At 39.8% G+C, this 25,333-nt stretch carries 16 protein-coding genes; 7 read left to right on the top strand and 9 right to left on the bottom strand.

Annotation, left to right across the window (positions count from 1 at the left end):
• A partial coding sequence (locus HWQ58_RS21605; RefSeq protein WP_292866981.1) for a hypothetical protein occupies positions 1-3,662 on the bottom strand: 3,662 nt, incomplete at its 3' end.
• Positions 3,663-3,780: 118 nt separating this feature from the next.
• Between HWQ58_RS21605 and HWQ58_RS21600 the strand changes: the two genes are divergently transcribed.
• Positions 3,781-4,092, top strand: a complete 312-nt coding sequence (locus HWQ58_RS21600) for a hypothetical protein (RefSeq protein WP_292866979.1) — start codon at positions 3,781-3,783, stop codon at positions 4,090-4,092.
• A 41-nt stretch (positions 4,093-4,133) separates the two neighbouring features.
• Here the strand turns inward: HWQ58_RS21600 and HWQ58_RS21595 are convergent, their stop codons facing one another.
• On the bottom strand, positions 4,134-5,438 hold the full coding sequence (locus HWQ58_RS21595; protein ID WP_292866977.1) for a P-loop NTPase fold protein: 1,305 nt from the start codon (positions 5,436-5,438) through the stop codon (positions 4,134-4,136).
• 658 nt (positions 5,439-6,096) lie between these two features.
• On the opposite strand from HWQ58_RS21595, the gene HWQ58_RS21590 reads away from it, so the two are divergent.
• Both HWQ58_RS21590 and HWQ58_RS21585 read left to right on the top strand, forming a co-directional pair.
• Positions 6,097-6,801, top strand: coding sequence for a DUF4097 family beta strand repeat-containing protein (locus tag HWQ58_RS21590; protein WP_292866975.1), 705 nt, complete (start codon positions 6,097-6,099; stop codon positions 6,799-6,801).
• Between the two features lie 53 nt (positions 6,802-6,854).
• Positions 6,855-7,298, top strand: coding sequence for a hypothetical protein (locus HWQ58_RS21585; protein ID WP_292866973.1), 444 nt, complete (start codon positions 6,855-6,857; stop codon positions 7,296-7,298).
• A gap of 304 nt (positions 7,299-7,602) precedes the next feature.
• On the opposite strand, the gene HWQ58_RS21580 is transcribed toward HWQ58_RS21585, so the two are convergent.
• Entirely contained in the window at positions 7,603-11,790 is a 4,188-nt protein-coding gene (locus HWQ58_RS21580; RefSeq protein WP_292866971.1) for a filamentous hemagglutinin N-terminal domain-containing protein, read from the bottom strand.
• A gap of 382 nt (positions 11,791-12,172) precedes the next feature.
• On the opposite strand from HWQ58_RS21580, the gene HWQ58_RS21575 reads away from it, so the two are divergent.
• Both HWQ58_RS21575 and HWQ58_RS21570 read left to right on the top strand, forming a co-directional pair.
• Positions 12,173-12,430 carry a hypothetical protein gene (locus tag HWQ58_RS21575; protein WP_292866969.1) on the top strand — a complete coding sequence of 86 codons (258 nt, stop codon included), beginning with the start codon at positions 12,173-12,175 and terminating at the stop codon, positions 12,428-12,430.
• Positions 12,431-12,438: 8 nt separating this feature from the next.
• Positions 12,439-12,888: a hypothetical protein gene (locus tag HWQ58_RS21570; protein WP_292866967.1), complete on the top strand. Its 450-nt coding sequence runs from the start codon at positions 12,439-12,441 to the stop codon at positions 12,886-12,888.
• A gap of 105 nt (positions 12,889-12,993) precedes the next feature.
• Here the strand turns inward: HWQ58_RS21570 and HWQ58_RS21565 are convergent, their stop codons facing one another.
• Positions 12,994-14,469, bottom strand: coding sequence for a pentapeptide repeat-containing protein (locus HWQ58_RS21565; protein WP_292866966.1), 1,476 nt, complete (start codon positions 14,467-14,469; stop codon positions 12,994-12,996).
• Positions 14,470-14,821: 352 nt separating this feature from the next.
• Positions 14,822-15,532 (bottom strand): pentapeptide repeat-containing protein, encoded by a 711-nt coding sequence (locus HWQ58_RS21560; protein WP_292866964.1) that lies wholly within the window; start codon positions 15,530-15,532, stop codon positions 14,822-14,824.
• Positions 15,533-15,806: 274 nt separating this feature from the next.
• On the opposite strand from HWQ58_RS21560, the gene HWQ58_RS21555 reads away from it, so the two are divergent.
• The gene (locus HWQ58_RS21555; protein WP_292866985.1) at positions 15,807-16,997 is read left to right on the top strand and encodes an FAD-dependent oxidoreductase; all 1,191 of its coding nucleotides are present in this window, start codon (positions 15,807-15,809) and stop codon (positions 16,995-16,997) included.
• 115 nt (positions 16,998-17,112) lie between these two features.
• Here the strand turns inward: HWQ58_RS21555 and HWQ58_RS21550 are convergent, their stop codons facing one another.
• From HWQ58_RS21550 to HWQ58_RS21540, 3 genes are all read right to left on the bottom strand, one after another.
• A complete protein-coding gene (locus HWQ58_RS21550) occupies positions 17,113-18,930 on the bottom strand; it encodes a tetratricopeptide repeat protein (RefSeq protein ID WP_292866962.1) in 1,818 nt (605 codons plus the stop codon).
• A 206-nt stretch (positions 18,931-19,136) separates the two neighbouring features.
• The gene (locus HWQ58_RS21545; RefSeq protein ID WP_292866960.1) at positions 19,137-19,799 is read right to left on the bottom strand and encodes a Uma2 family endonuclease; all 663 of its coding nucleotides are present in this window, start codon (positions 19,797-19,799) and stop codon (positions 19,137-19,139) included.
• 201 nt (positions 19,800-20,000) lie between these two features.
• Positions 20,001-23,168: a plasmid replication protein, CyRepA1 family gene (locus HWQ58_RS21540; RefSeq protein WP_292866958.1), complete on the bottom strand. Its 3,168-nt coding sequence runs from the start codon at positions 23,166-23,168 to the stop codon at positions 20,001-20,003.
• A gap of 1,045 nt (positions 23,169-24,213) precedes the next feature.
• Here HWQ58_RS21540 and HWQ58_RS21535 point away from each other — a divergent pair.
• Complete coding sequence (locus tag HWQ58_RS21535) at positions 24,214-25,026, top strand: hypothetical protein (protein ID WP_292866956.1); 813 nt, start codon at positions 24,214-24,216, stop codon at positions 25,024-25,026.
• A 66-nt stretch (positions 25,027-25,092) separates the two neighbouring features.
• On the opposite strand, the gene HWQ58_RS21530 is transcribed toward HWQ58_RS21535, so the two are convergent.
• Positions 25,093-25,254 carry a hypothetical protein gene (locus HWQ58_RS21530; RefSeq protein ID WP_292866954.1) on the bottom strand — a complete coding sequence of 54 codons (162 nt, stop codon included), beginning with the start codon at positions 25,252-25,254 and terminating at the stop codon, positions 25,093-25,095.
• Positions 25,255-25,333 lie beyond the last annotated feature (79 nt).

The following is a 25,333-nucleotide window of genomic DNA, read 5'->3' as shown; positions in this document are numbered from 1 at the left end:
GTACCGTCAAGTGATGCCGTAGCGATGGTTTTGCCGTCCGGGCTGAAACTCACACCCCTGACTAAGCCTTGATGCCCTTTGAATTCTTGCAGCAGTTGCCCTTGCAGGTTCCACAACCGCGCTGTACCGTCAAGTGATGCCGTAGCGATGGTTTTGCCGTCCGGGCTGAAACTCACACTTGAGACAGGAGCTTGATGCCCTTGGAACTGGTTACGTTCTTTAATTTTATCGAGAATACTATCCAAAGCAAAAATAGGGCTAATAGCTGGATATTTTTCTAAAGGGCGACCATCTTTTACCAAAGTTTTTAACTCTTTCCCACTCTGCACTGCTGCCACCAGCGATTCTAACTCGCCCGCATACTCAAACTGTCTTAAGACGTTAGTACTTGCCCGTTCTAATTCCGTTCCCTTTTGTGCTTCTTTACGTGCTGCTTCTGCTGCTGCTGTTGCTTTCTGTGCTTGTGCAAGTTTTGCTTGCGCTTGGTTAAGGGTGGTTTGGGCTTGTTGAGCTTGAGATTCTGCTTGCTGTTGTTTTGTCGCTGCTTGTTGTAATTTTACTTCAGCAGTTTTTACTTTTTCGCTTACCGTTTTAATTCTTTCCTGTGCTTGGGCATTTTTCTCTTGTAATTCTGAGGCTTTCTGGTTTACCTCTTCCAAGTCTGCTTTAGCAGCCAGTAAGTTTTGGTTCGCCTGTTGAGTTTTCTGTTTTGCTAATTTTGATTCTCCTTCTGCGGCTTTCTGATTCTTCTGCGCTGCTTGAAATTTTTGCTCTGCAACTTTCTTCTTAGTTTCTAATTCATCCGCTTTATTTTGTATTACTACCTGTTGCTTTTGTGTAGCTTGCAAGCGTTGAGTTACTTGATTGTACTTGGCTTGAGCAGTTGTAAAGTTTTTTTCTGCCTGTTGCTTTTTATTACCAGCATCTTCAGCCACTTGAATTTGACTCAATGCATATCTTGATGATATACCTGCCAATAATAATAGACACACCGCTAAACCAGAACTCACCGTCAACTGCATCCGTCCTTGGCGAATTTGTCGCTTGGCTTCTTGTTGAGCATCAACTAATATCTGCCTCGCATCTTGTTCACGCTTCAGCTTCTCTTCTGCTTGCAGGCGTTGTTCTCGCTCTCTAGCTAGTTCTGCTAATATTTCATTGCCCTGTTGTTGGCGAATAAACGACACGAGGTAATCATGCACCAGTTGATAACGGTCAGCCGGAGATTCTGGTAACTGCAATACTAACCTTGAGTCCACGAAAATCTCTAACACCAAATCTAGTTTCTCAACTTCTGCTGGCAAATCTGCTGCTAACTCAGCACGAGTCTTCAGGGGACGAGTACCATTTTCATCTGTGAGTAAATATAAAACCAGTCGTGCAACCTGTTCATTCTCCGCCCCACAATCATCGATGACTTCTTCTAAAAATCGCTCAACCAGTTTTTCTTTAGTGCCAAACTGACGATACTTTTCTAAAGTTGTAATTTTATCAGTTTGCAATTGCGTCCCCACAATTTGTAACTCAATCGGGCGAACTTCCCCCAAATCACCTGCTAAATCCTGGACTAATTGCTCAATCAGTGCAGGCTCTAAATAAAAATGAGAGCGTGCTGTTAAACTTTGCACAACAGCTTTAGCATCATCGGGCGAAAAGTTACCCAAATAATAGCGAATATTTTTATCGAGAATATTATTATTAATTGCAGTCAAATTAAACAGACGCTCTAACTCTAATAAATTAGGTAAATAATCTTCCCGTAAAGATAGAATTACCTTGACAAAAGGAATATCCAGACAAATTCGTAAAAACTCATAAAATTCTCGTCGTTGACCCTGGTCTGGATAAACAAAGAAAAACTCCTCAAACTGGTCAAACATTAAAACCGTCAACAAATTTCGGTCAGCATTTCTCTGCAATTGTTCTAAAATAGCGGCTGAAGAATCAAGATTAACAGATAATTGAATACCTCTAACTTCCTCAAAAGCCTTAGCTAAACTCTGCCCCAACACTCCCACCCAATCTGTATAAACTCGCAACAAAATGGGTAAAGCATCTCGCTCACCAATTGCTTGCTGTTGCAGTGCTGGTATTAATCCACCCTGCAAAATCGAACTTTTTCCCACTCCTGACTGACCATGAATTACAGTCAATTTATGCTCAGTCCCGCCAATTCTTTCTCGCAACCGCTTCACATCTTGTCCCCGACCAGAAGCGGCAATTTCTTCAGCAATGGTTTCAGGATTTTCAACTTGTAACTGTGTAGAATTAATTGCCTGTCGCTGAGGATTTAAATATGATGCCCCAACAAAGGCGCGAAAACCATACTGCTGTTCAATTTGTAATTGCTCTTGTTTAATATGAAAAGCTTTGAGATATTCACCTTGTTCAAAGTAGAGTAAACGCAACCTTTCTAATATAGATATATATAATTGTGGGTTGTACTGATGATTGCTTTCCAGTTTTGCAGCTTTTAAACTATTAATTGCTACTTGATATTCACCTAATCCCTGTTGAGATTTGGCTAAAATAAACCGATATAATCCCAATTCATCTGATTGAAGATTAGGGATATCAGCTAATATTTGCAATGCTTGTCCAGCAAGTTGATTAGCTTCTTGCCAGCGTGACTGTTCTAAGGCTACTTCTGCCAAAAAACCATAATCTTTACCCAACTGCAACGGCGTGCCATAATTTTGATGTAGCGGCAGAGATTTTTCCACAAGGCTTTGCAACTCTGACCATGCTTGTAAACGTCGTAGCACTTCACCCAGTTTAGTAATATGTTTTGCAACTAAATCTGAACGTTGTGCTTGTTCAAAAATCTCAATAGCTTGCTGAAAGTAATTTCTCGACTCTTGCCAATAGCGTTGATTTTCTGTCTGATTTTTTTCCGATTGGCGGTTATAAGCTGAAGCAATATTAACGAGTAATATACCTTGTCGCTCTAAATAATTACTTTGTCGCCAGAACTCTAAACTTTGTTGATAATGTGATAGAGCAGAATCTATCTGGTCATGTAGATAATCATTTAAACCAAGCAAAAACTCTAAACTTGCTTGAAGTGCTGCTTCTAATACTTCTCCTCGATTTTGCAAATCTTCACGGGCGGTTTCTAGTTCCCGGCACATTTGGGAATTGGGCGTGATATTACCAGCAAAGATTTCATCAGTTTTTTGCTGAAGGAAGTTGACTAACTCATCAGTAGGGTTTTCAAACTCAATAATAGTTGCCCAATTCTCTAAATCAGTTGCTAATCGAATAAATTTTTGCAGAACTTGGTCATTAACCCACAACAATATCGGAAACGGGAAGTTCTTTCTAAACTCCTCCCGTACTTGGTTAGCTGAAGTCAGAACTGTATCAATATCTTTAACCGACTCTAAACCAAAAATCATCAATGCAGGTGGCTGTTCATCTCCCAGTTGTTCGCGTATATTTGTGTAAAGCGTTTTGACTGATGCAGGTAAGGTAATTTCGCAAATGTGTACAGGAGATAATTGGCGCAGGCGTTCTACCATACGCTGACGTAAATCAGCATAGTTACAGCGCAGTAAAATCAGCGAAAATGTTTCCTGAGAAAGGGTAATTGTTCGCACCAGAGTTTGCAATGAATGCTCATTGTCAAAGGCTAAATTTTCTGGCTCTTGCTGATTACTCATAACATAAAGCAGTTTTCTTTTGCATGAAGTATAAAGCTACGGGTTTTGAGGCAGGAGGCAGCAGGCAGGAGGCAGAAAGGACGATTTCTGCTAGTTGTAAAAAGCTGTAGTTGTGAAGATGACAACTGACACGGCTCCCGCACTTGCTGATGTAGCTCCCACACTTGCTGATATAGCTTCCACACTTGCTGATATAGCTCCCGCACTTGTTGATGTAGCTCCCGCACTTGTTGATGTAGCTCCCGCACTTGCTGATGCAGCTCCCGCACTTGTTGATGTAGCTCCCGCACTTGCTGATATAGCTCCCGCACTTGCTGATGTAGCTCCCGCACTTGTTGATACGGTTCCCGTAATTGCTGACCAGAAAGAAAAAGGTACAAGCCCCGAAATTTATTTATGGGATTCAAAATTTTTGACTTTTGACTTTTGACTTTTGACTTCCCCAAAGGGGCTGACGCCTCTACTGCCGATTTATAACCTAAATTCTTTGGCTTCTGCCAAAATCGGATTGATATCAAACCACGAACCATCCTCATTCCGGTATTCAAATACAAACATACTGCGGAGCAAAAGTTCGTATCTTTCGTGACCTCTCAAGTTTTTCTCTTGCGCTACCTCACGTAGTAATTCCCATTCATCAGGCGTAATTGCCAAAGTTAGCTCATTGCGGCGTTGTTTAATCACCCTATCCACACACTCTTGCGACAAAGGTGGGTCTTCTTGCTGAAGACAACGAAACAATAACATTAACAAGTTACGCAAATGACCACCGCTAACTTGGCAAAGTCGCTCTAAAGTATCAGGATTATCAAAAACTTCAGTAATTAAATTCCGACTTTGTTCCCAACTGACACCAGGAAAAGCCCTGGCCATAACCATCTGTTGCAGCAGTACAATTCCCTGTGAAAATTGCGAACCATCTTGTAATTCCACAGGAACCATCGGCAAAACCTTGGGGTCTACGCCAAAGCGATTTGTTAACCTTCCTAAAGCGTTGGAAAAAATCAACACTAACGGAATGGTATAAACAACATGACAATTTAGCTGGTTTAACTGTTCGCCCCGTTCCACAAAGAGATATTCTGGCTGATAATGACCGGAAGGTTTTTGAGAATTATCCACTCTGTCGAGATTATCTATAATTACCACTAGTCCTTTTTTCCCCTGCTGCTTGAGTTTTTCTCTAGCAGGCTTGAGCAATTCTTTGTTAATTGATTCTAAAATGCCATTGGTGCGCGGTTCTAAATATTGCCGTAACTGAGAGCGAAGTTTGGGACTATCTTTAGTTTTGGCGGTAATCTTGGCAATACCTACAGATAATTCCGCCTCAACGCCTATATCTAGCGGCGTTTGCAAAAACTCAGAAATTTCTGTAAACAGATTTTTAAAGTATCCTGGTTTGAGGTTAATTTTGATTGCTTCCAGACTTTGACTAACTTCACGAGCTACTGCTAATAAAATATCTGTAACATCAATATCAGCCATATCCAGGCTTTGGCTAGACTCGAAATAAACCACATGAAATCCCTGCTGCTCTAACTCTGCCTTTAGCCGCAGTAATTCAGTGGATTTGCCACAACCGATATGTCCGGTAAACAATTGACAAGTGGGTTGCTCAGGTGAAAGGCGGGTGATAGTTCGCCCAAGTTCTTCAATAATCTTGGCACCACGCACTTTGGAGAAATCAATATAATATTGTCTATCCTCCGGTTTGCTCACGACCAGAGTTTTACTGGGGTTGCAAGCTTGAAAAAACCTGACTAAATCTAGTTTCATCACAAATTACCCAAAATCAGCTTAACGCTCTTGCCCATTTCAGTGATTATACAGACGATAAAGCGGCTATTTCGGAAAAAACTTCTTCAGATTGAGTGATTATTTTTGTCTGTTTAGTTTCGCGTTAGTAATCTTAGTCTCCAAACCCTTACTAGCTTGGGTTTAGGCTTGCGATCGCAACCGTTTCAGGGATTAATTTTACGCGCAGACTACGCAATTCCACTGTTTGAAGTAGATAATAAAGGTGACTCACTGCAAGATAATGGATTTAATTTCTCAGTGCGCTATCAACATTTTTAAGTGTTTGAAGTTTTAAAGAAATTGTCAGACTATTTATTGTTATTAAATATAGATGTGCATAAAGTTGCAGTCTAAGTAGTAAACTTATGCACATCAATAAGCAGAAATGGTGCATGAATTCAGTTATCAATAACTGTAATATACAAGTAAAGCAAAAGTAATTGAGTTACTCATTAAATTACTCGAATTGAAAATAAAGAAATGCCAATTCAAAAAGCTAGTCTGTAACTTGGAGTAATTATTGTTTTCCAAGTAGTACTAAGTGCGATCGCATGTTTTTAAAACGCGCATTTACTAGATTTTTGCATAGTGCGATCGCTCGCATTCAATAATTAGAAAAAATCCTTGGAGTCGAAATATGGGTTCTGTTAAGCGATTTCTCCCAATTGTAATGTTTAGCTTTAGTTTTTTTACTGCATTTATCCTACTTGGCGTTCTAGTAAATAACAGCCTGACGGATGAAGTACAACTTTTCGAGGGAATTCTAATATCCGTTATTAGCAGTCTGTCATTTGTAGCTGGAAAATGGTTTGTTAGCAAGATTGAAACTGGTGATTATTTATCAGATAAAATGGATGATAACCTAGCACAATCAGTCCTCAATCTTTGGATTATCACTGGAGCAGCAGCGTTATATATCAGCTTTAATGCTCACAGAAATTTAGAAGATTTTGTATTGCTAGAAGTAATTGTCTTCTCTCTAATTATATGGAAAACTTCAACTAAACAATTGAAGTTGACTGACAACGATCTTAAAAGAATCAAGAGTGAGTTAGAAGTAACTGAGAGCAAGCTGAAAGCAAACGAGGATGAGTTAGAAGCAACTAAGAGTAAGTTGCAAGCCGCTGAGGCGGAACTGAAAACATCTGAGACTGAACTGAAAGCAACTAAGAGTAAGTTGAAAGCTGCTGAGGCTGAATTAAAAACAACTGACAGTAATCTGAAAACAACCAAGATTGAACTGAAAACAATTGAGAGTAATCTGAAAGCTACTGAGGCTGAACTCAATGCAGCAAAGGAACAACTCAAAGAAGCTAGTTTCGATAAAGAATACAGCCTCTAAAAGTATGTTTTCAGCGAACTAATTGCAAGCTTGAATGAAAATAGGAACGCAACATGATAGAAAATTTAACTGATTTCGTTAATACGTCTGTACACTGGCTGATCGGTGCGTTGGTAAGTATATTGAGTTGGAGTATTATTTGTGTACAGGCGATCGCTTCTGTAGTTTACTTTCTATATATTGCTGTAGTGAGAGTAGCGATCGCAGGATTTCACTGGTTAATTACCTCCTCAGAGTGGTTATTCAATGTCATCGCTACATTCTGTGACTGGCTGATCACATCTTTGGGAATTGCGGAGAATGGGCTTCCGTACATTTTAGGTCTGATAATAGTTGCGATGATAATTATGCTTTCCCAACTGATAGGTAAGATAGCTTATCTAAAATTGGAGAACGATCAACTTAAAAAAGATAGACAGGAACAAATAGAGCAAGAGAATAGAAAAGCAATAATCAACGGTGCTATGAAGCTTATACATTGGTTTGTACAACAGTAGTACGAAGACACATGCAATGAAACTCGAAGAAATTAGCTTTAGGCGGCTACTGTAAAATAATTTCACGTAATAATAAAATCCTTGCAGAGACGTTATATGTAATGTCTCTGCATACTAATTTATGCTGTGGAATAATTGGACATTGATATATCACCGAGATAGTTGGGTAAAGCACCTCCACCTGTAATGGTGATGTAGCACCTTATTATAAGTCGCTCGAAACAGCAGTCATAAGGCTTTCGTTTGTTTGGCTTGCGCTCCATTTTAGCCAATCATCAAACAGTTTTCTGACTTGCGATCGCAATTATTCGCATGGACGACTCATTACCAGTCGTCCGTCGGAGAGTCGATATACACCAGTTGGTTCGACAATTGGATCGCCTTTTTTCCAAGGACGTAATGTAATTTCATTATTGACACCACGCACTCTATCTGTGGAATAGTTAGACATTAATACATCACCGGGACGGTTGGGTAAAGCACCTCCACCTGTGATGATGAAGCTATTTTCTTGTTTTTTATTTGCACGAGCTATGCAGCTATTAGCAATGAGCGTGTTGGTGTCAATCGCATTTGTGGGGAATGAGGTGAGGCTATTTTGAATTGAACTGTTATCAGGGGAGTTAACATCAACATTTCCCGATAAACCAACTCCCGAAGTGGCTGTGATGTATTGCGAGACATCGCTGGGCTGAGTGCCAACAAATACACCTTGGGCGTTGATTCTCACTTGACCACCGCGAGAGTTATCTGAGTTAGCACTGATGCGGCTATTTTCTGGAGCAATTAAAAATTTTGTATTGATGTTGATGTTACCACCAATGACATTCTCGCCTGTGGCATCGGTAGTAATGCTGCTACCTTGACGGAGAGTTAAATTTTGAGTGTTGAGGTTGATGGTGGCTTGTTCGCGGTTGGGGTCTTTATTTGGACTGCGGGTGTTGGCGTTGAGAGAGGCTTTATTGTCTAGGCGGATGGTGTTAGCGTTAATGGACATAATACCTGCATTACCTGTTCCTCTGGCATTGACCGATACTTCTGCACCATTGCGTACAAGTAATTGAGGAGTGTTAATTCTCATATCTCCAGCATTTCCTGTTGAGTTGGGTTCAGCTGAAGCTAACAAGCCACTAGGAAAACGACCATCAGCAGACCTACCAATCAACTCAACTTGGCGTGAAGCATTAACAGTTAAATTTCCAGCTTTTCCAGTACCAAATGTGCCAGTAAATACTTGTGCCCCATCTCGCACCAGTAAGTTTTGGGTATCAACCTGCAAATTTCCTGCATCTCCAGTTGACCCTGCATAGGCAGAAGCACTCAAACCACTTAAAAAACGACCATCAATAGATGTACCAGTTAGTTCCACGCTATTGGCAGCATTGACAGTTAAATTTCCTCCCTTACCTGCACCAAATGTAGCAGTGCTAATTGCTGCCCCATTTCGCACAAGTAAATCTTGGGTGGTAATCGTCAATTTTCCCGCATCGCCTGTCGAATCTTGGTTAGTGGAAGCACTCAAACCACTAACAAAACTACTATCAGCAGAGATACCAATTAGTTCTACCTTACCAGAAGCGTTTATAGTTAAATTACCTGCTTTACCTCTACCAGATGTTGAAGCAATTATCTGTGCCCCATCCCGTACAAATAAATCTTGGGCGTTAATTGCCAAATCACCTGCATCCCCAGTTAAACCTGCTTCAGCAGAAGTAGCCAAAGTAGTAAAAAGACTAACATCTGCTGATGTACCAATCAGTTCTACTTTACCTGTGGCATTAACAGTTAAATTTCCCCCTTTACCCTGACCAAATGTGGCTGCATCCACCTGTCCACCATCGCGCACAAGTAAATTTTGGGCGTTAATCGTTAAGCCTCCCGCGTTTCCTGTTAAGCCTTGGTTCGCAGATGTACTCAATCTACTGTTAAAAAGACGATTAGCAGACGCGCCAATTACTTCTACGCTACCGCTTGCATTGACTGTCAAATTTCCTCCATTGCCTGTACCAAATGTAGCAGTGATAACTGTTGCTCCATCTCGTATAAATAAATCTTGAGTTTCAATAGTCAAATTTCCTGCATTTCCACTTGAGCCTGTCTGAGCAGAAGCACCCAAGGCGCTAATAGTTCGACCATCCGCAGAGATACCAATCAGTTCTACTTTATTTGAGGCATTTACAAATAAATTTCCTCCCTTACCTGTACCAAATGTACCAGTACTAACCTGTGCCCCATCTCGCACAAGTAAATCTGGGGTGGTAATCGTCAAATCTCCTGCATTCCCAGATGAACGCGATTCAGCAGAAGCAGCCAAAGCACTAAAAAAACGACCGTCAATAGATGTACCAATGAGTTCCACGCTACGGTCAGCATTAACAGTCAAATTTCCTCCCTTTCCTTTACCTAAGGTAGAAGTACTGACTTGTCCTCCATCACGAATGCTTAAACGACCTGCGTTAATCCTCATACTCCCTGCATCTCCAGACCCTAAAGCACTAGTAGAGATAGCGCTGCGACCAGTGGGTGAACCACCTAAAACCTCTACATAGTCTTTGGCATTGATTATCAAATCTCCTCCGTGGCCAAGGTTACTACTTCTAGTTGTAATATCTCCACCATCGCTAATGCTTAATCGTTGCGTATTAATAGTTAATTGCCCACTATTTCCAGTACCCAAAGCGCTAGTTGTTAGCCTACTTCCTGTAGTACTTGTCTCTCCAGTTTGTGGATCAATAAATGTTGTTATGCCGCTCAAAGTTACGGAGTTTGAAGTGTTCACTAATAGATTGCCACTATTACCACGTCCTGACGATTGCGTACCAATGTTTCCACCGTTAGTAAGTGTAAGCAATCGCGTTTCAAGCTGAATATTTCCAGCATCGCCTTGACCATTACTAGAAGATAAAATGAACGCAAGACCATTTAATAAAATTGAGTCCTCAGCGAAAATCTGAATATTGCCACCCCTTCCCTCATCAAGATTTGAAGAATCGATCAAGGTATTGCTACCATCAAGTGTGAGGTTTCTCGTGTTGATTTCAATATCACCGCTAGGCAGATCGTTAACCTGACCAAAAGCAGACGCAGTAGAACTGCTTGAAATATTACTTCCACTATTCAGCAAAATGGCTTCTTGAGCTTTTAGGGCTATTTTTCCACCTTGCCCTTGTCCAGTATTGGCAGAACTAATTCCAGATTGATTGCTTAAATTAATTTTTCCAGTTGTGATTGTAATGTCACCAGCTTTACCTATCGGATTGAAGATTCCACTGGTAGTAATAAAACTATTGCCATTGAGGCTAACATTATTTTTGGCATTTAAAATAATATCTCCCCGATTTTTCGGGCCATTACTATCGATTAGACTTCCGTTTGTGAGGCGAATAGATTGGGCATCAATTGCAATATTTCCGGTATCACCGAAAGAGTTTTCCGCACCCCGACTTGTAATATTACTAAGATTATCCAGCGTGACATTGCCAGTGGCATTAACTACAACATCTCCCGCAGCAACACTTGGTTGACCTTCCCCATTTTGAAGTAATGAACCAATAAAACTATTCCCAGATAGGCTTATGTTACGAGCGTTAACAGTAATTGCACTCCCTCCACTTGTCAAAGCAAAGGCGTTATTTTGCAGAACAATATCCGCTTTTGGTACATTTTCTGGGAAGGCTAACTGTATTTGATTACCGCTACCAATCAACTCAACATTTCCTGTTCCTGCAACTGCACCCAATTCCAAACTATTTCCTAACGAACTTGCAACACCACCATCAAATGTAATATCTCCACCTATTAAATAAAAACTTCCCAGTGTCGCAACTTGACGACTACGGTTAATTATTTCTCCTTGATTAATCTGATTAAACAGCAACGCTGAAGGATTCACCGATAACAAAGGTGCTGCTTGGGGATTTGTGGCACTAAAATTTCCCTGATTCTCAAACTGCACCCCATTTGCAGTTGTCGCAACGAACGAACCCTGCACATCTAAACTGGCTTTTTCTCCAAAAATAATCCCATTAGGATTTATTAGAAATAAATTCGGCTGCGAGTTGCCAGAAGTACCCAGCTTACCTAATATCTCAGAGCGGTTTCCACCCGTCACCCTCGCCAAAATATTCTGAATATCTGCACTAGGACTTAAAAAATAAGCTTCCCGTCCCTCGCTGATGTTAAATTCTTGGAAACTATGAAACAAGTTAATTCCGCGAGTTGCACCACCAGTAATTACTTCAACTGGTAAACCATTAAAATTAGTTACAACTTGGGAACTTTCAGCCCCTAATGTGTTGTCAGGCGCGATCGCACTTTGGGCAAAAACAGGAGTTGGAACAAATGCGACTATTCCAAATAAACTCCACGCACTTGCTATTTTCCAACACAGATTGAAGAATTTTTTATCGCTCGCAGCAGTTTGATTAAAAGATTGTGTTGTTGAGGATAGTTGCACAATAATAGCTTGATGCTGTGGCGATCGCGTAACCATAAGCTCTGATGAAAATAATTAATTTGATTTGTAGTATACCGCTATTTAGATAATAAACTTATGATTTTCTCTTGATAAGCGTTCATGACAGAAATGTTTTGCAAATTGGTGATTGCAGTTTTATGCAGTCTGCTTGGTTGAAATCTGCAACTAGATGAGCAACGAGTTGAAATATTTATTTTGAAAATCAGTTTAATCTAAAAACTATCAGGAACGATTAATTAACAAAAAAAACTAACTTACATATTAAATAGCAAAGAATTTAATCGTTTTTAATTTTTTCTATTTATTGGAGTTTTTCCTTTAATTTTGATTTCGTTTCATACTTGAATTTCAATGGAATGCTCACAAGAGATTCACCAAAAAATCAGTAGTTTTAAATATGTCTGCGTCTGAATATGTTATGCACAATATATTTAACAAAATTGTTAGTGAGTACCATCCTTTTGCGGAGTATCAGGGTTATGCAGAAGGAGAGAATGGATTCATAGTCTACTATCAAGGAACAAATGGTCAGCAACATATGGTAGTAAACACAGAGGGCAATATCATCTCTGATTCGACGATGGGAACCACTCGTTCTCTAGGCATATTAGCTGTGGGTGCAGCTTTTGTTTCGGCGTTGATGGGTGGTGAGTAGATTATTAATTGCTTGCCAAAGGAGTCAAAGGCGATCGCACTTATTATTCTGAGTATTTGAAATGCGATCGCTTTAGTGCCTCAGTAAAGAAAATGGATGCCTATTACAGTAAACAAAGGTGCGAAAAAATGAAAAAAATTTCTGGAAAATTGGTAGCAAGTTTATTTGTTGTCCCACTTACTGTTTTCAGCTTTTCACTTAAAAGTAATGCTCAAGCCTTTGATCCAGAAACGCTTACAACTATTCAAATTTGTAATACCATTATGAATTTGCAAGATGCCGATCCTGATAATTACGAATTGAGAATCGGACGTAGGGAATGTGACGTGCGTGCTTATTATGTTCAGCTTTGTACAGCTTCAGGCTACGATTTTGCAGCTTGTTGGGATGAAAATTATACTCAGGCTGTGAATGTTAGTACTCAAGAGCTTGAAGAGATTATTGCTAACAATCAATAAGCTGATTTTTCATCTCCATAATTATTACGGAGACTTTTGGTAAAAACTATAGCATTAAGAAAAAACGGTAGAATACGCCCAAATAACGAATGATGCTGCGATCGCTTAACTAGATTGCCGCCAATTTGTCGGTGCTTCGATATAATCAGGTAGACGAGTAGTGCGATCGCCAAGCGCCTTTCTAATCTGCTGCAACTCTAAGTTTTTCGCTCCTGTCAAAATAGTCCCTTCCAGTTTGACATCATTGAGATTAGCTTGTAAAAAGTTAGCTCCCATCAGGTTTGCCTGAGTCAGGTTAGCTTGATAAAAAGTTGCCCTATACAGGTTTGCTCCAATCAGATTAGCCTGATACAGGTCAGCTTCCGTTAAGCTAGCTTCCGAAAGGTTGGCAAAATAGACTTCTGTTTGGTGAAGTTTGGCTGCATTCAAATTAGCCCCAGAAAGGTTAGCTCCATTTAAGTTAGCCCCACAGAGGTTAGCACCAATCAAACCCGTTTGGTGCAGATTGGCTTTACCCAATTTTGCTCCTTGCAAGTTAGCTAAAAACAACTTTGCTCCAGAGAGGTTAGCAACTTTTAAGGTCGCTTGTTGCAAGTTAGCTTTATAAAGGTTCGCCCCCTGTAAATTAGCTGCACGCAGACTTGCACCAGAGAGGTTGGCTGAACGCAGGTTTGCTCCAGAGAGGTCAGTACGATTCAGGTTAGCCCAACAAAGGTTGGCTCCATACAAACTAGCTTTTAGTAATTTGGTTTCATAAAGAATCGACTTAATAAGTTTAGCGCCAGTAAGGTCTGCTCCACTCAAGTCAGCCCCACGTAAGTCAGCCCCACTCAAGTCAGCTCCACGCAGGTCAGCTTGTTGCAGGTTAGTTTTTAGCAGGTCTGCTTGTCTAATATCGGTGTTACGTAAATCAAGTTTCTGATCTTTTGGGTCTTCAAGTAAATTACGCCTGCCGATAACAGTCAGGGCTGCTTGAATATCGGTGCGTATTTTTGGGAATTCTTCATCGAGATTTTGCTCCAACTGCGGTGTCGGATGCGACCCACCTCTACGCCGACTTGAGTAAACTGCTCCTTGATATTCTGGCTGTTGTTGCTCCCCTTTTACCTGCTGGATAGGTGTATTCTCTCGCACAAAGGCAGTGAGGATTTCCATAATTGTCCAGTGTTCTTGAGGAAAATCCTGAGCAACCCTTTCCAATGCATAAATTGCGCCTGTCCGGGTTTCAACCTTTTCGTGGCCAAGCTGGGCAATTGCGCCCATAAAGCGCTCTGCAATCAATCTGTCTTGATTGAGTTTTGCATTTTGCAGGCCAATTTCTAAGTTTTTCTCAGATGCGATGGCACTCTTCTGCATCGCTTGGGCACGCCTTGCTGCATAATAAGTATTAAACATTGCTGCCGATGCCAGAAAAACTATAGCAGTAGTTGTTAAAGCTTGGTTTCTATACTGGATTTTTTCTTGAATTGACAATTCTTTAATACTGGACAAGGCGAAGAAAATTACAGTCAACGAGCAGCCAAATATAACTGTTAAAGTTATCAACCAATTCAACAGAGCGTCTGTCTTTTTAGAAGACATGGTAAAAATTTTCCTTACAACCTAGAATTATTACTTAGCTGTTGAGGAAAAATAGTATAGCATTTAGCAGAAAATTATAATAGGTGTCAAAACACTCATTGAACTAGGGAATGATATCGAATATAATTTTACGTCACTACATCAAGAAACCACCATTCCAAATCAATGAAACGCTTGTGGTACAAAAATTACGAATTCCACTGAAAATAGGGAATGGGGAATAGGGAAAAAATTTTCATTGCTTGCATCCTACTCCTTAATCCCGTCCTTTTACTAAGAGGATGGGAGACAAAGCTACGCTTTGGCAGGGTGAAGTTTTTAGGGTTGAATCAATAATCAAGCGAATATGATATTACTCAGAGAATTTAGTTTCTCTGAGGTTTGCGCCATTGAGTATGGTGTTATTGAGAATTGCCCCATGCAAGCCAGCTAGATATAAACTAGCACGATGCAGGTTAGCTCCAGAAAGGTTAGCTTCAGAAAGGTTGGCTGCACTGAGGATTGCTCCTTCTAAGTTCGCTAGATATAAATTAGCTCCTTCTAGATTAGCTGCACTAAGTATTGCCCCCGCTAGATTAGCTTTTCTGAGATTAGCCCCAGCTAGATTAGCTTGATAGAGATTTATCTGTTGTAGATTCGCCCCTTTCAAGTTTGCTCCTCTCATATCCGTGAAGCTCAAATCAAGTTGCTCATTTACTGGGTCTTTGTTTGCATCTCTTCTGGCGATAACAGTCAGCGCGGCTTGAATATCCACACGAACTTTTGTTGATAGGTTGCTCGTTACTTCTTCTTGAGGCATATAAGGAGCATTTTTTCGTACAAAAGTAGTAAGAATGTCTACGATCGTCCAGTGGTATTGTGGATGACTATGAGCAATTTGTTCTAAATCATTAATTACAGCTACACTGGTTTCTATAGTATTATTTCCAAGTTGTTCACTTGCTATTCTTAAACGTCGTTTTAGCGACTGATGCTGATTTTGTTTAACTTGTTCCTGGAAAGCAGGTATCCACAGGAATATTTTCGATAGCTGGATGTGATTTTTTGATAAAATGTTTTTCATGGCATTAAAAGCATTAATAATTAATGAAAATAAATTCAAACACTAATCTATTTTTTGAATGATTTATTTGTGTCTGCTATTGTTTCATACATAGTTAGTACTTAAATCTCCTAATGTAACCAACAAAATCGAAAATATAACTTTGGAGTAAATAGATATAAGCATATACAGACTCTTGCCATTTTCAACCATTTAGTCTTCACTGACAATTAACCATCATCATGATAATTTTGATTTGTTTATAATCATTGATTAACTAAAAATGACTATTAAAATTCAACAAAGTATACAACCAATAGTTAAAAATCTGGTGTTAGTTGGTGGCGGTCACAGCCATGCTATTGTTATGAAAATGTTCGGCATCAAACCATTGACAGGAGTACGTTTGATACTGATTACCACAGCATCAGAGACAGCCTACTCTGGGATGTTACCAGGACATATTGCCGGATTTTACAGCCACAATGAATGCCATATTGACTTGCGACCCTTGGCGAACTTTGCTCAAGCACAATTGTATATTGATACGGTAGTTGCCCTTGACTTGAGAAACAACAAAGTTCTCTGTGCTAACGGACTTGTGGTAGATTTTGATGTGCTGTCTATTGATATTGGCAGCACTCCGGCTACAATATCTGTATCAGGTGCGGCAGAATATGCGATCGCAGCTAAACCAGTATCGCAGCTATTAGAGCATTGGCATGAATTAGTTGAAACCGTAGGTAAAAATCCTCAAGAACCAATTAGGATTGCGATCGCAGGTGGAGGCGCTGGCGGTGTAGAATTAGCGCTATCAATGCAATCTCGTTTACATCGGATTTTCGATGAAAGTCAACAACCTATTCAAAACCGAGAAATTCATTTATTCCAGCGTGGACAAGAACTGATGCCCAATTATCATCAATCAGTACGGCATCAACTTCAGCACATTTTAACTGACCGAGGTATTAAGTTACATCTTGGGGAAACTGTATGTAAAGTCGCATCTATAACGCCCAAGGAAACTAAAGAAGTATTTGAAATAAAATGTGAATCTGGTTTGACAGTAGAGTGCAATAAAATCTTTTGGGTAACACAAGCATCAGCACCCGAATGGTTAAAAAACGCTGGACTAGGAACTGATGAGCAAGGTTTTATTTTGGTAGAAGACACGTTGCAATCTCAAACGCACCCGCAGGTATTTGCATCTGGTGACATTGCCACAATGGTAAATCATCCACGTCCGAAAGCTGGGGTATTTGCTGTTAGGCAAGGTAAACCTTTGTTTGAGAATTTGCAGCGAATTTTATTAGGTAAGTCACTCAAACCTTATAGACCACAGAAACAATATTTGAGTTTAATTGGTACAGGAGACAAACGAGCTAGCGCAACCAGAGGCACTTTTACTTTACCACCCCACAAACTCTTGTGGTATTACAAAGATTGGATTGACCGCCGCTTCATGGAACGCTTTCGCTTTGAATAATATCATGTCTGTATAATTTAGTTGCGATTCCCACAGTCATTGCACCCCACCCCTTAATCCCCTGCCTGCAAGCGGGGAGTGGAGACAAAGCACAGCTTTGGCGGGGTGGGGTTCTTCAAAGCTGTTCAATTAGTTCAATAATTTGTTGGTAATACTGAATATTCCCTTCTTGGTAATATAAGTCTGCGGATTTCTGAAAATCTCTAATTGCTCCTTGAGAATCTCCCAGATTCCGATATACATCTGCCCGAAGAATGTAAGCTGAAGCCCAATTAGGCTGACGCTGTAAGGCTTGGTTTAAGTCTGCAAGCGCTCCTTGTAAGTCTCCCAACAGAGAACGGCTACGACCACGATTATACCAGTCTTCGGCAAAGCTGGGGTCTATGGCGATCGCTCGACTGTAATCTTCTATTGCCCCTTGATAATCTTCTAGGGCATAGCTAGCATTAGCGCGATCGCTGTAAAATGCAGCAGATTGGGGATTTATTTGCAAAGCTTGGGTGTAATCTGCGATCGCACTTTCATATTCTTCTAAAGCATAATGGGTTGAACCTCGGTTGTAATATGCTTCAATTAAATCAGGATTAATTTTTAATGCTTGGTTATAATCTGCGATCGCTCCTTGTTCATCCCCTAAAAGACGACGAGCATTTCCCCGATTGCAATACGCTTGGGAAAATTCAGGAACAAGCTCTATAGCTTGAGTGTTGTCATCAATTGCTCCCTGTAAATCTTGCAGAGCTTCACGAGCAATACTTCGACCATAATAAGCTGCGGCTAAATTATCATCAATCTGCAATGCTTGATCGTAATCTTTAATTGCTCCTTTATGATCTCCTAAAGAACGACGAGCCGCGGCGCGATCGCAATATCCTTCAGCTAAATTAGGATTGAGTTGTAAAAGGCGATTGCTATCTTCAATTGCACCTTGATAGTCTCCCAATCGCCGACGAGCATTAGCGCGAAAGCCATATACTAAAGCTAGAGTCGGATTTTCTTGTAACGCTTGGTCATAATCTGCGATCGCACCCTGATAATCTTCAAGAGTACTACGAACCAGACCCCGCTCACAATAAGCTTGCACATCATCAGGATTCAGCTTTAATGCTTGGTTAAAATCTTCAATTGCTCCGTGATAGTTTTTCAGGTGAGCAAGCACCAGACCCCGATTATAGTACGCTCCAGCAAAGTTTGGATTGATTTTTAGGGCGTGGTTGTAATCTGCGATCGCCCTTTGATAATCTGCTAAAGCGTAGTGAGCATTACCTCGATTATGATAAGCCTCCGCCAAGTTAGGATCTAATTGTAATGCCTGGTTGTGGTCAGCGATCGCTTCCTGATAATTTCCTAAAATATGGTGGATGTTACCCCGATTGCTGTAAGCTGCGGCAAAATGGGGATGCCATTGTAAAGCTTGCTGAAAATCTGCAATCGCTTCTTGACGCTCGCCACGTTCAAAACGATTTACGCCCCGATTATGATAAGCATTAGCAATATCAATATTGATATTATCAGCTAATTGGGTACTCATTTCTATTGTTTGGATATAATCTGCGATCGCTTTGTCGTAGTTTTCCAAAGCAAAGTAGGCATTCCCCCGGCTGTGGTAAGATTGCGCCAGATTGGGATCTAATTGTAATGCTACGTTATGATCTGCGATCGCGCCTTGATAATCGACTAAAAAGTAACGAGTATTAGCCCGGTTGTAATAGGCTGTGGCAAAATTGGGATTGATTTCGATGGCGCGATTGAAGTTAGCGATCGCATTGCGATAATCTTGGAGCTGACCACTTAAAATCAGCCCTCGATTATGGTAAGCTTCGGCATAATCAGGATTTAGCTTGATTGCTTGGGTATAAGCTGCGATCGCTGCTTGATAGTTACCTTGCAAATTGTGGTTTAATCCTTGGTTGAAAAAATCTTCAGCATTCATATAATTTTTAAGCTTTTGACATTCTCTAGCCTAAAGCATCGCGATTGTTAACGATATATTTTGAAAATCATTCTAACTACTATTGTACCTGTTGCAACGAGGTTTATTTAAAAGCAGAGACTAACCAATCATCACTATATGTTCTTTGTAACTTTCATATTTAATTATCTTCTGTAATGATTAATTAGCAGTTAACTATCAACTATTTAAAGCGTGTTTGGGTCAATTCCTTGCTGTTGTAATCTGGCTAACAGATTTTGCAATTGTTCTTCAGGCGTTGAGTATCTGTTACCATGCTCATCATACCAATATAACCATTCCCGCGTCTTTCCTTGATAAGTACCCTGTTCGCGCCCAATACCTAAACCAATTTCTGGCATCCAAATTTTATCACCTGGTTGTAAAATGTATTTACCTTCAACTAAGCGATAAACTTCTAAGCGTTGACGTTTCCGCCGGAGGCGAGTTGGTGCATAAATGACATAATACAAAATACCTAATTCGGCATAATCAATTTTTTTCTGTTCGTATTCGCCGTTGTAACTTTGAGAAACAACTTCTAAAGCTAAAATTGGTGCAATGCTTTCTTCTTCCCACAAAACATAACTAGAACGTCCATTTTCTCCAACAAAACGTTCTACACCTAAACTCAAGAAACCATCAGGAACTATAGCTCCAATACTTGGTGTATGATAAACACCCATGTTAATACCGAAAAACCAGTCATCGCGGTTTTGCCAAATCGAGGCTAAGATGGCTAACAATAAGTTAGGAATTAATATTTGGAGTTCGTTATCCACAGGGGTATTATCTGAATCTGGTAATTCTGCCGATGAAGGTAGGCAGTCTAACGGATTGTAGTTGAACATAACTAGTCCTCAATCCTCAATATCTAAATTTAAACTTATTTGCCCATAATTTAACGATAGCTCAGGTTGCATAATTGAAACAAATTTTATAATGGTATAAGGTCTACTGGAATACTACAAACTTTCAAATAAATGATTACCAATAACTTTTACAAAGTTGGTTATTTGCGGTTCACAATACTTAAAAATAAGTTATAATTCCTATATCTTGGATAATGTAAAAGTAGACGTAGATAACCTTTGGTCTACCTTTTCAGACTTCGTTTGTAGAATTTCAAACTTCCAGTCTGAAGAATAATCAGGCAACTCATAACCAACACTCTTAACATAAGCCAACATCAACTCATCTCGTTGATGCCAAACAGCAAATATTTTCTCTCTGCCATCATATAGCGTTTCTAAATCAATTTGATAAACCTCATTAACTCGCTTAAGCTTCAAACCCAATAAATTTAGCAGTCGGCTGAGTATTTTTATTGCTGAAACTTGCTCCTTCTCGCCGACTAAATTAATCCCAAGCGCTCTTTTAATATGTTTACTATGCTGAAAAGCAATATTTTTCAGCAATATCAAATCTGGATCGTTCTCAGTAAATTCTCGTTTCGATTCGAGAAACTGAAGGATTCCTAAAGCTCTCATAGCTTCAACTTTGAGCGTATAAGTTTTTAAATCTGGGAGAAAAACTTTTCCTTCACCCCAAGACAATTGCTGATGCCACTCTTGCTCGTCTTTAACGTGAAAGTACTCACTCTCGTGAGTTAAATAATAGTGAATTAACAGTTGACGATAATATCCTTGCTCATCCTGCAATTTCAGCCAAGGAGTAATTTCTACACCATATCTTTGTCTAAGAATATATTTGTTAATTTGGTTACGTTCTCCATCAGTTAGGGAATGCTTAACTAACATCTGCTCATATTCTATATAATCGATATCTTTGGCATTAGCTACAGCAGTTGCTAACGATAGTTGATTTTGCTGCTTAATTTCTTTTATTTTACGTTTAATTTCTTTAGCTTTTTGACGACTTTGTGCCCAATCTTTTTGAACCTTAACAATTTCTAAAATTAATCTTTTGCGGGTAGCTAAATCATCAGCATCAGTTGCTAAAAAAGCCAGACGTAAATCTCGAATAATATTATTGTGAACCGCATTACTCCGCACCTGAATTTGATGCCCATCAGCAATTAAACCATCTTGCATAGATTGCCGATAGAGGCGAATAGAAGCATTTACTCTTGCAGATAACTTTGCCCAGGTTCGCAAATGAATCGGATCGTAAACTAAGGGTAAATCTACATCTATTTTATGTAGGGGACTCAGCAAAGCTAAGTTTTCTTTTTGATTTTCTTGATACCAATCAGATAACAAGCGATAATTTGTACTCCCACTACCAATTAGACCAATACCTCGTTTAGCACACCAGATAACACGCGGTACATCATCCCTGACTCTTGCTAGCGCTTGTCTTGCTTCCGAGTCAGGAATTACCCCTTGAAAAATTCCATAAACTCGATCAAAATGTTGGACATCAATACTAATTCCTGTACCAAGGCTAGGGGTAACAAAAACGCCATCATATTCAGATATTTTTTGATTAATCGCAGCGATAAAATCAACCGCCGCATGGCCAGGTGTGTTTGTAGTGTGACTACTAACTACCAGAGTTTTAGGAAATTGTCGCCGTAATTTTTGTAGCCTCTCTTTCAGATATCCTTCAATTGTTTCACAACTATAACGCCCAGCTCGACTATCGGTAGTAACATAACATTTACGTCCGGCAAGTAAATCCAATTCTAGTTGGTGAATTAGCGGTGTTGGGTTTGGCGAATCATAAAAAGTCACGTCCCAACCTTGTTGAGGCTTCCACTGATTGAGAATTACCCAAGGTGTTAATTTAATTCCTGCCAATCCTTGTAAATATTCAAGAGAAACATCTGATAAATCAGCATCTTGGGCAATTACTAACCCCCCGCTTGTTAAAACTGTCGCAATGAGTTGCTGGAATAACTTTAATATTTTTACCCGTTTATGCTTACAAGTATTACTATTTAACAGATGCCATAAAGATTGCTCTACTTCATCTAAAATTACTATTGCCCCTCGCCAATTTTCCGGGTTAAGTTTCCAAATCGAATCAACGCACAAGCCGAGGGATTGCTGAGGAAATAGAGAGCGGAGGATAGGAGGAGCGGGGGTAAGTGTTTTATCAATCCTTTTTTCTCCATCTTCTTTATGTGTTCCCCATTGAATACCAATTTTTTCACACAAGAATCGTCCAAGTAAGATTCTGTGAGTAATTAATAAAACAGGTTTATTTTTAGTTTTCGCTTGCCGAACAACGCCTTGTAGTGCTGTCGTTTTTCCTGTTCCTTTTGCTGATTTGACTCCTACTAATCCAGAGGTGGGGAAAGGTATTTCACCTATATATGGACGGTTGAAGGTGAATGCAGCAGGAATGCTTAACTCAGTGTGGGGTTTGGTTTGAGCAAGATAAATTTCTAAATCAACACCTTGGCGATAAACTTTCTCGAAACTACTTGCACCTTTAGCAACAATAAATTCATCAACCCCTTTTTCTATTCCTGGAAGTTCGATGACTTTTACAGGGCAATTTTTTTGCTGGAATAAACAACCAAGTTGAGAAATAGCATTATTTACAGCAGCAATTGTCTTGGGTTGAGTTTCAAAATCAAAGCAAATGTAAAAGCTACGTTTTGTAATTGCAAACGCTGCTAAATCGGGAATTAGCTGACGACGGGTAACTTTACCAAATTCATCTTTCACAACCCGATAACCACTGGTAATTCCGGGAATGGCGATCGCTACATATCCTTGTGTCAACAACGTGGCTGCTTTTTTTACACCCTCGCAGATGATCAGGGGGATATTCTGTTGCATCACCCATTGCCAAAAGCCTCCAACTTCGCCATCAGGAGTAATGGTGATATTATCAGGCATGACCAGATTGTAACGCCCAGCGACTTGCTGCCAGACTTGCAAAGTTACCCGCAAACAAAACACTCGCGTTGGTGTGCTTGGGGGATGCTCGTACTTGATGGACTTGCCATTGTGATTTTGTCGGGGTTGGTTTGGCTTAAAGCATCCCCATTCCATCATTTGCCAATTATTCAGAGGGTCTAGTCCCGAACACCACCAACCACCTTCTGTGATGTGAGCATAACGCTGCAACCAACTACTTTTCACCATTCCAGTATTGGTGCGAGGGAGTAGCTCAGAAATCAACAGGTACTCATAAGCTGTTACACCTTGAAGCGACCTAAAATTGAGATGCACTAAGTGTAAGTCTATACCACTACTCTTGACTAATTCTTCAAGGTGTTGGGGGTGTAAATAGTGCAGATGCATAGGGAAAGTCCCGAAGGGAAGACAATGAAATTAAAACAGTAACATGCATCTGCTTTTTTTTAATACGCGAAATTGCGATGCTTTTTTGATGCTTTTATTACTTCGTTGCCGGAGACACATCGGTTAAAGCTGTAGTGGGTTATTCTCCCTATTAGATTCCCGAAGTAATAATTTTGTATTGTGATATTTGTTCGCTTTGAATTTTTATTTATCAGTAAATTTCTACGTTAAGGAATGCGATCGCTGCATGTATCGCTATAAAGTAATATATTTATCAAGTTCAACAAAGGCTTAACACTGAGCCTCCACCTGTACCACACCTCATCTGTGAGATGTGACCTCTCTGAATGAATAAAGACAAAAACGCTCGCACTACAGAACCCTTTAACCTCGCTCCAAAGGTTTGAGATAGCCTTGAGTGTTAACTTCTCTTTGCGATCGCACCTAGTACAGATAACTTGACGTAACACTTTTACTCAAGTAGTACGGTAACTCCAAAAGCTGATTGGAGGTAAAATAAATAACAACTTTCCAAATGAGTTCAATCTGCTTTATAAACAGCACCTATTCTATAAATAAAACTGCACACAGAGAAATTAAATCGATGACGCACTGATGACATCTATGCCAACTTCTGCTTTTGCACTAACAATTTCATGTCATCATAGACTTGAGGCTTAGTAATATGTAATACCAACAAAGAGCCTCGTGATGATCGCACATCCTCGACTATTGCCTAGCGAACTCAATACTGCTTGATTATGCGATCGCTATAAATTATCACCATTTTACGAAATACCTCATACAGATACTTTGAGAAATGGTATTAATATATGGCTTTGTCAAGATTCCTAGACGCACAAATAATGTTAAAAAATAAGAACATCTTCCGTAAACTATTGTTGACAAAGTTGATTTTCTATATGAGTGGAGTGGAACTTCCTTCGTAAAAGAGGGATTTAGTTAGTTTGATTCTTAACTATTCACTCCTTGGGGAGGCGGTTAGTTTCCAGAAATAGACAACATATTTTTAACCTGTAAAATTATGTGGAAATCAAAGTTAGTATTTAGATTTATACTGTCGGCTGCGGCGATCGTTACTAGCGTGCAGCTAAGTTCAGCGAGTCACTATGCTATTGCTCAAAGTGCATCTTCCAATGCGACTGTCAAATCTGGGCAACAAAATCAAGCTTTAGAAGACGCCAAAGTTGCTATTACAGGAGTTGGCATAGGAGCGATCGCAGGCTTACTCATTTCTGGTTTATGGTATCAGAAACGTCGTTACCGCAAAATCCAGTCACTTGCCAAAATAAACCGCTTTCGTGAAGAGTTTCTCTGCGGCTCTTTAGCAGATTATTACTTATCTAATTCTAAAGCAAATTCTTCACCTACAAATTCTCGGAAAACTTTACCAACACCAACTAAAGAAGAATCCCCTAGTTCTGAGGAAACTTTCGTAACGCCAACTAAAGAAGAAATATCCGATCCCTCTACTTCTGAAACAAATAATCTAGCAGAACCTACGCCGGCCCCACTATCTGATTCCTTATCTGACTGCTACCACAAGTTAATCGAGGAAATTGTTAATACTGATATCAATAGTCAAATCAGTTCTAAAGACTATATATATCGCCAATTAGTAGAAAATGTGAGCAGTGGTAATGGTGAAGTCTTTGAACGCTGTTTGAGCGATCGCTTGCATTCCACCCAATCTGAACTACATAAAGTAATAAATTCTCCGAGTTTATTCCAAAAAGAGACTCCTGAGTTAAAAAAAGCTCGTTTAAATCGCACCTTGAAGGCATTACAAAGTATTCAAGGGCAATGGGAACAAATCCAAAAACAAAAACTAAATTAAGTCCCAGTTACCGCAGTTGTGCAACAAATTATCACGGACTGAAAAGCTTCTTGCTTTTCAGTCTTATTACAAAACCGAACTAACATTATTAAATTTATTGGTGTGAACAGTTATAATTACTTGCCACAATTGCGAGAAAAATACAAGCGATCGCACTAAGTTTTTGTAATAGTTCGAGGTACGTAGCCGCAGTCCGCCGTAGGCATTATTTTTTAAGCAATGTAACAAAACTAACTAAAATTATCTGTAAAGTCATATCTAATTCAAAACTGACAAAAAAGCCTATTCTGAAAGATAGAACCTATAA

Source organism: Nostoc sp. LPT (assembly GCF_017115165.1).
Taxonomy (GTDB): Bacteria; Cyanobacteriota; Cyanobacteriia; order Cyanobacteriales; family Nostocaceae; genus Nostoc.
This window is presented reverse-complemented; position numbering and strand designations above follow the sequence as displayed.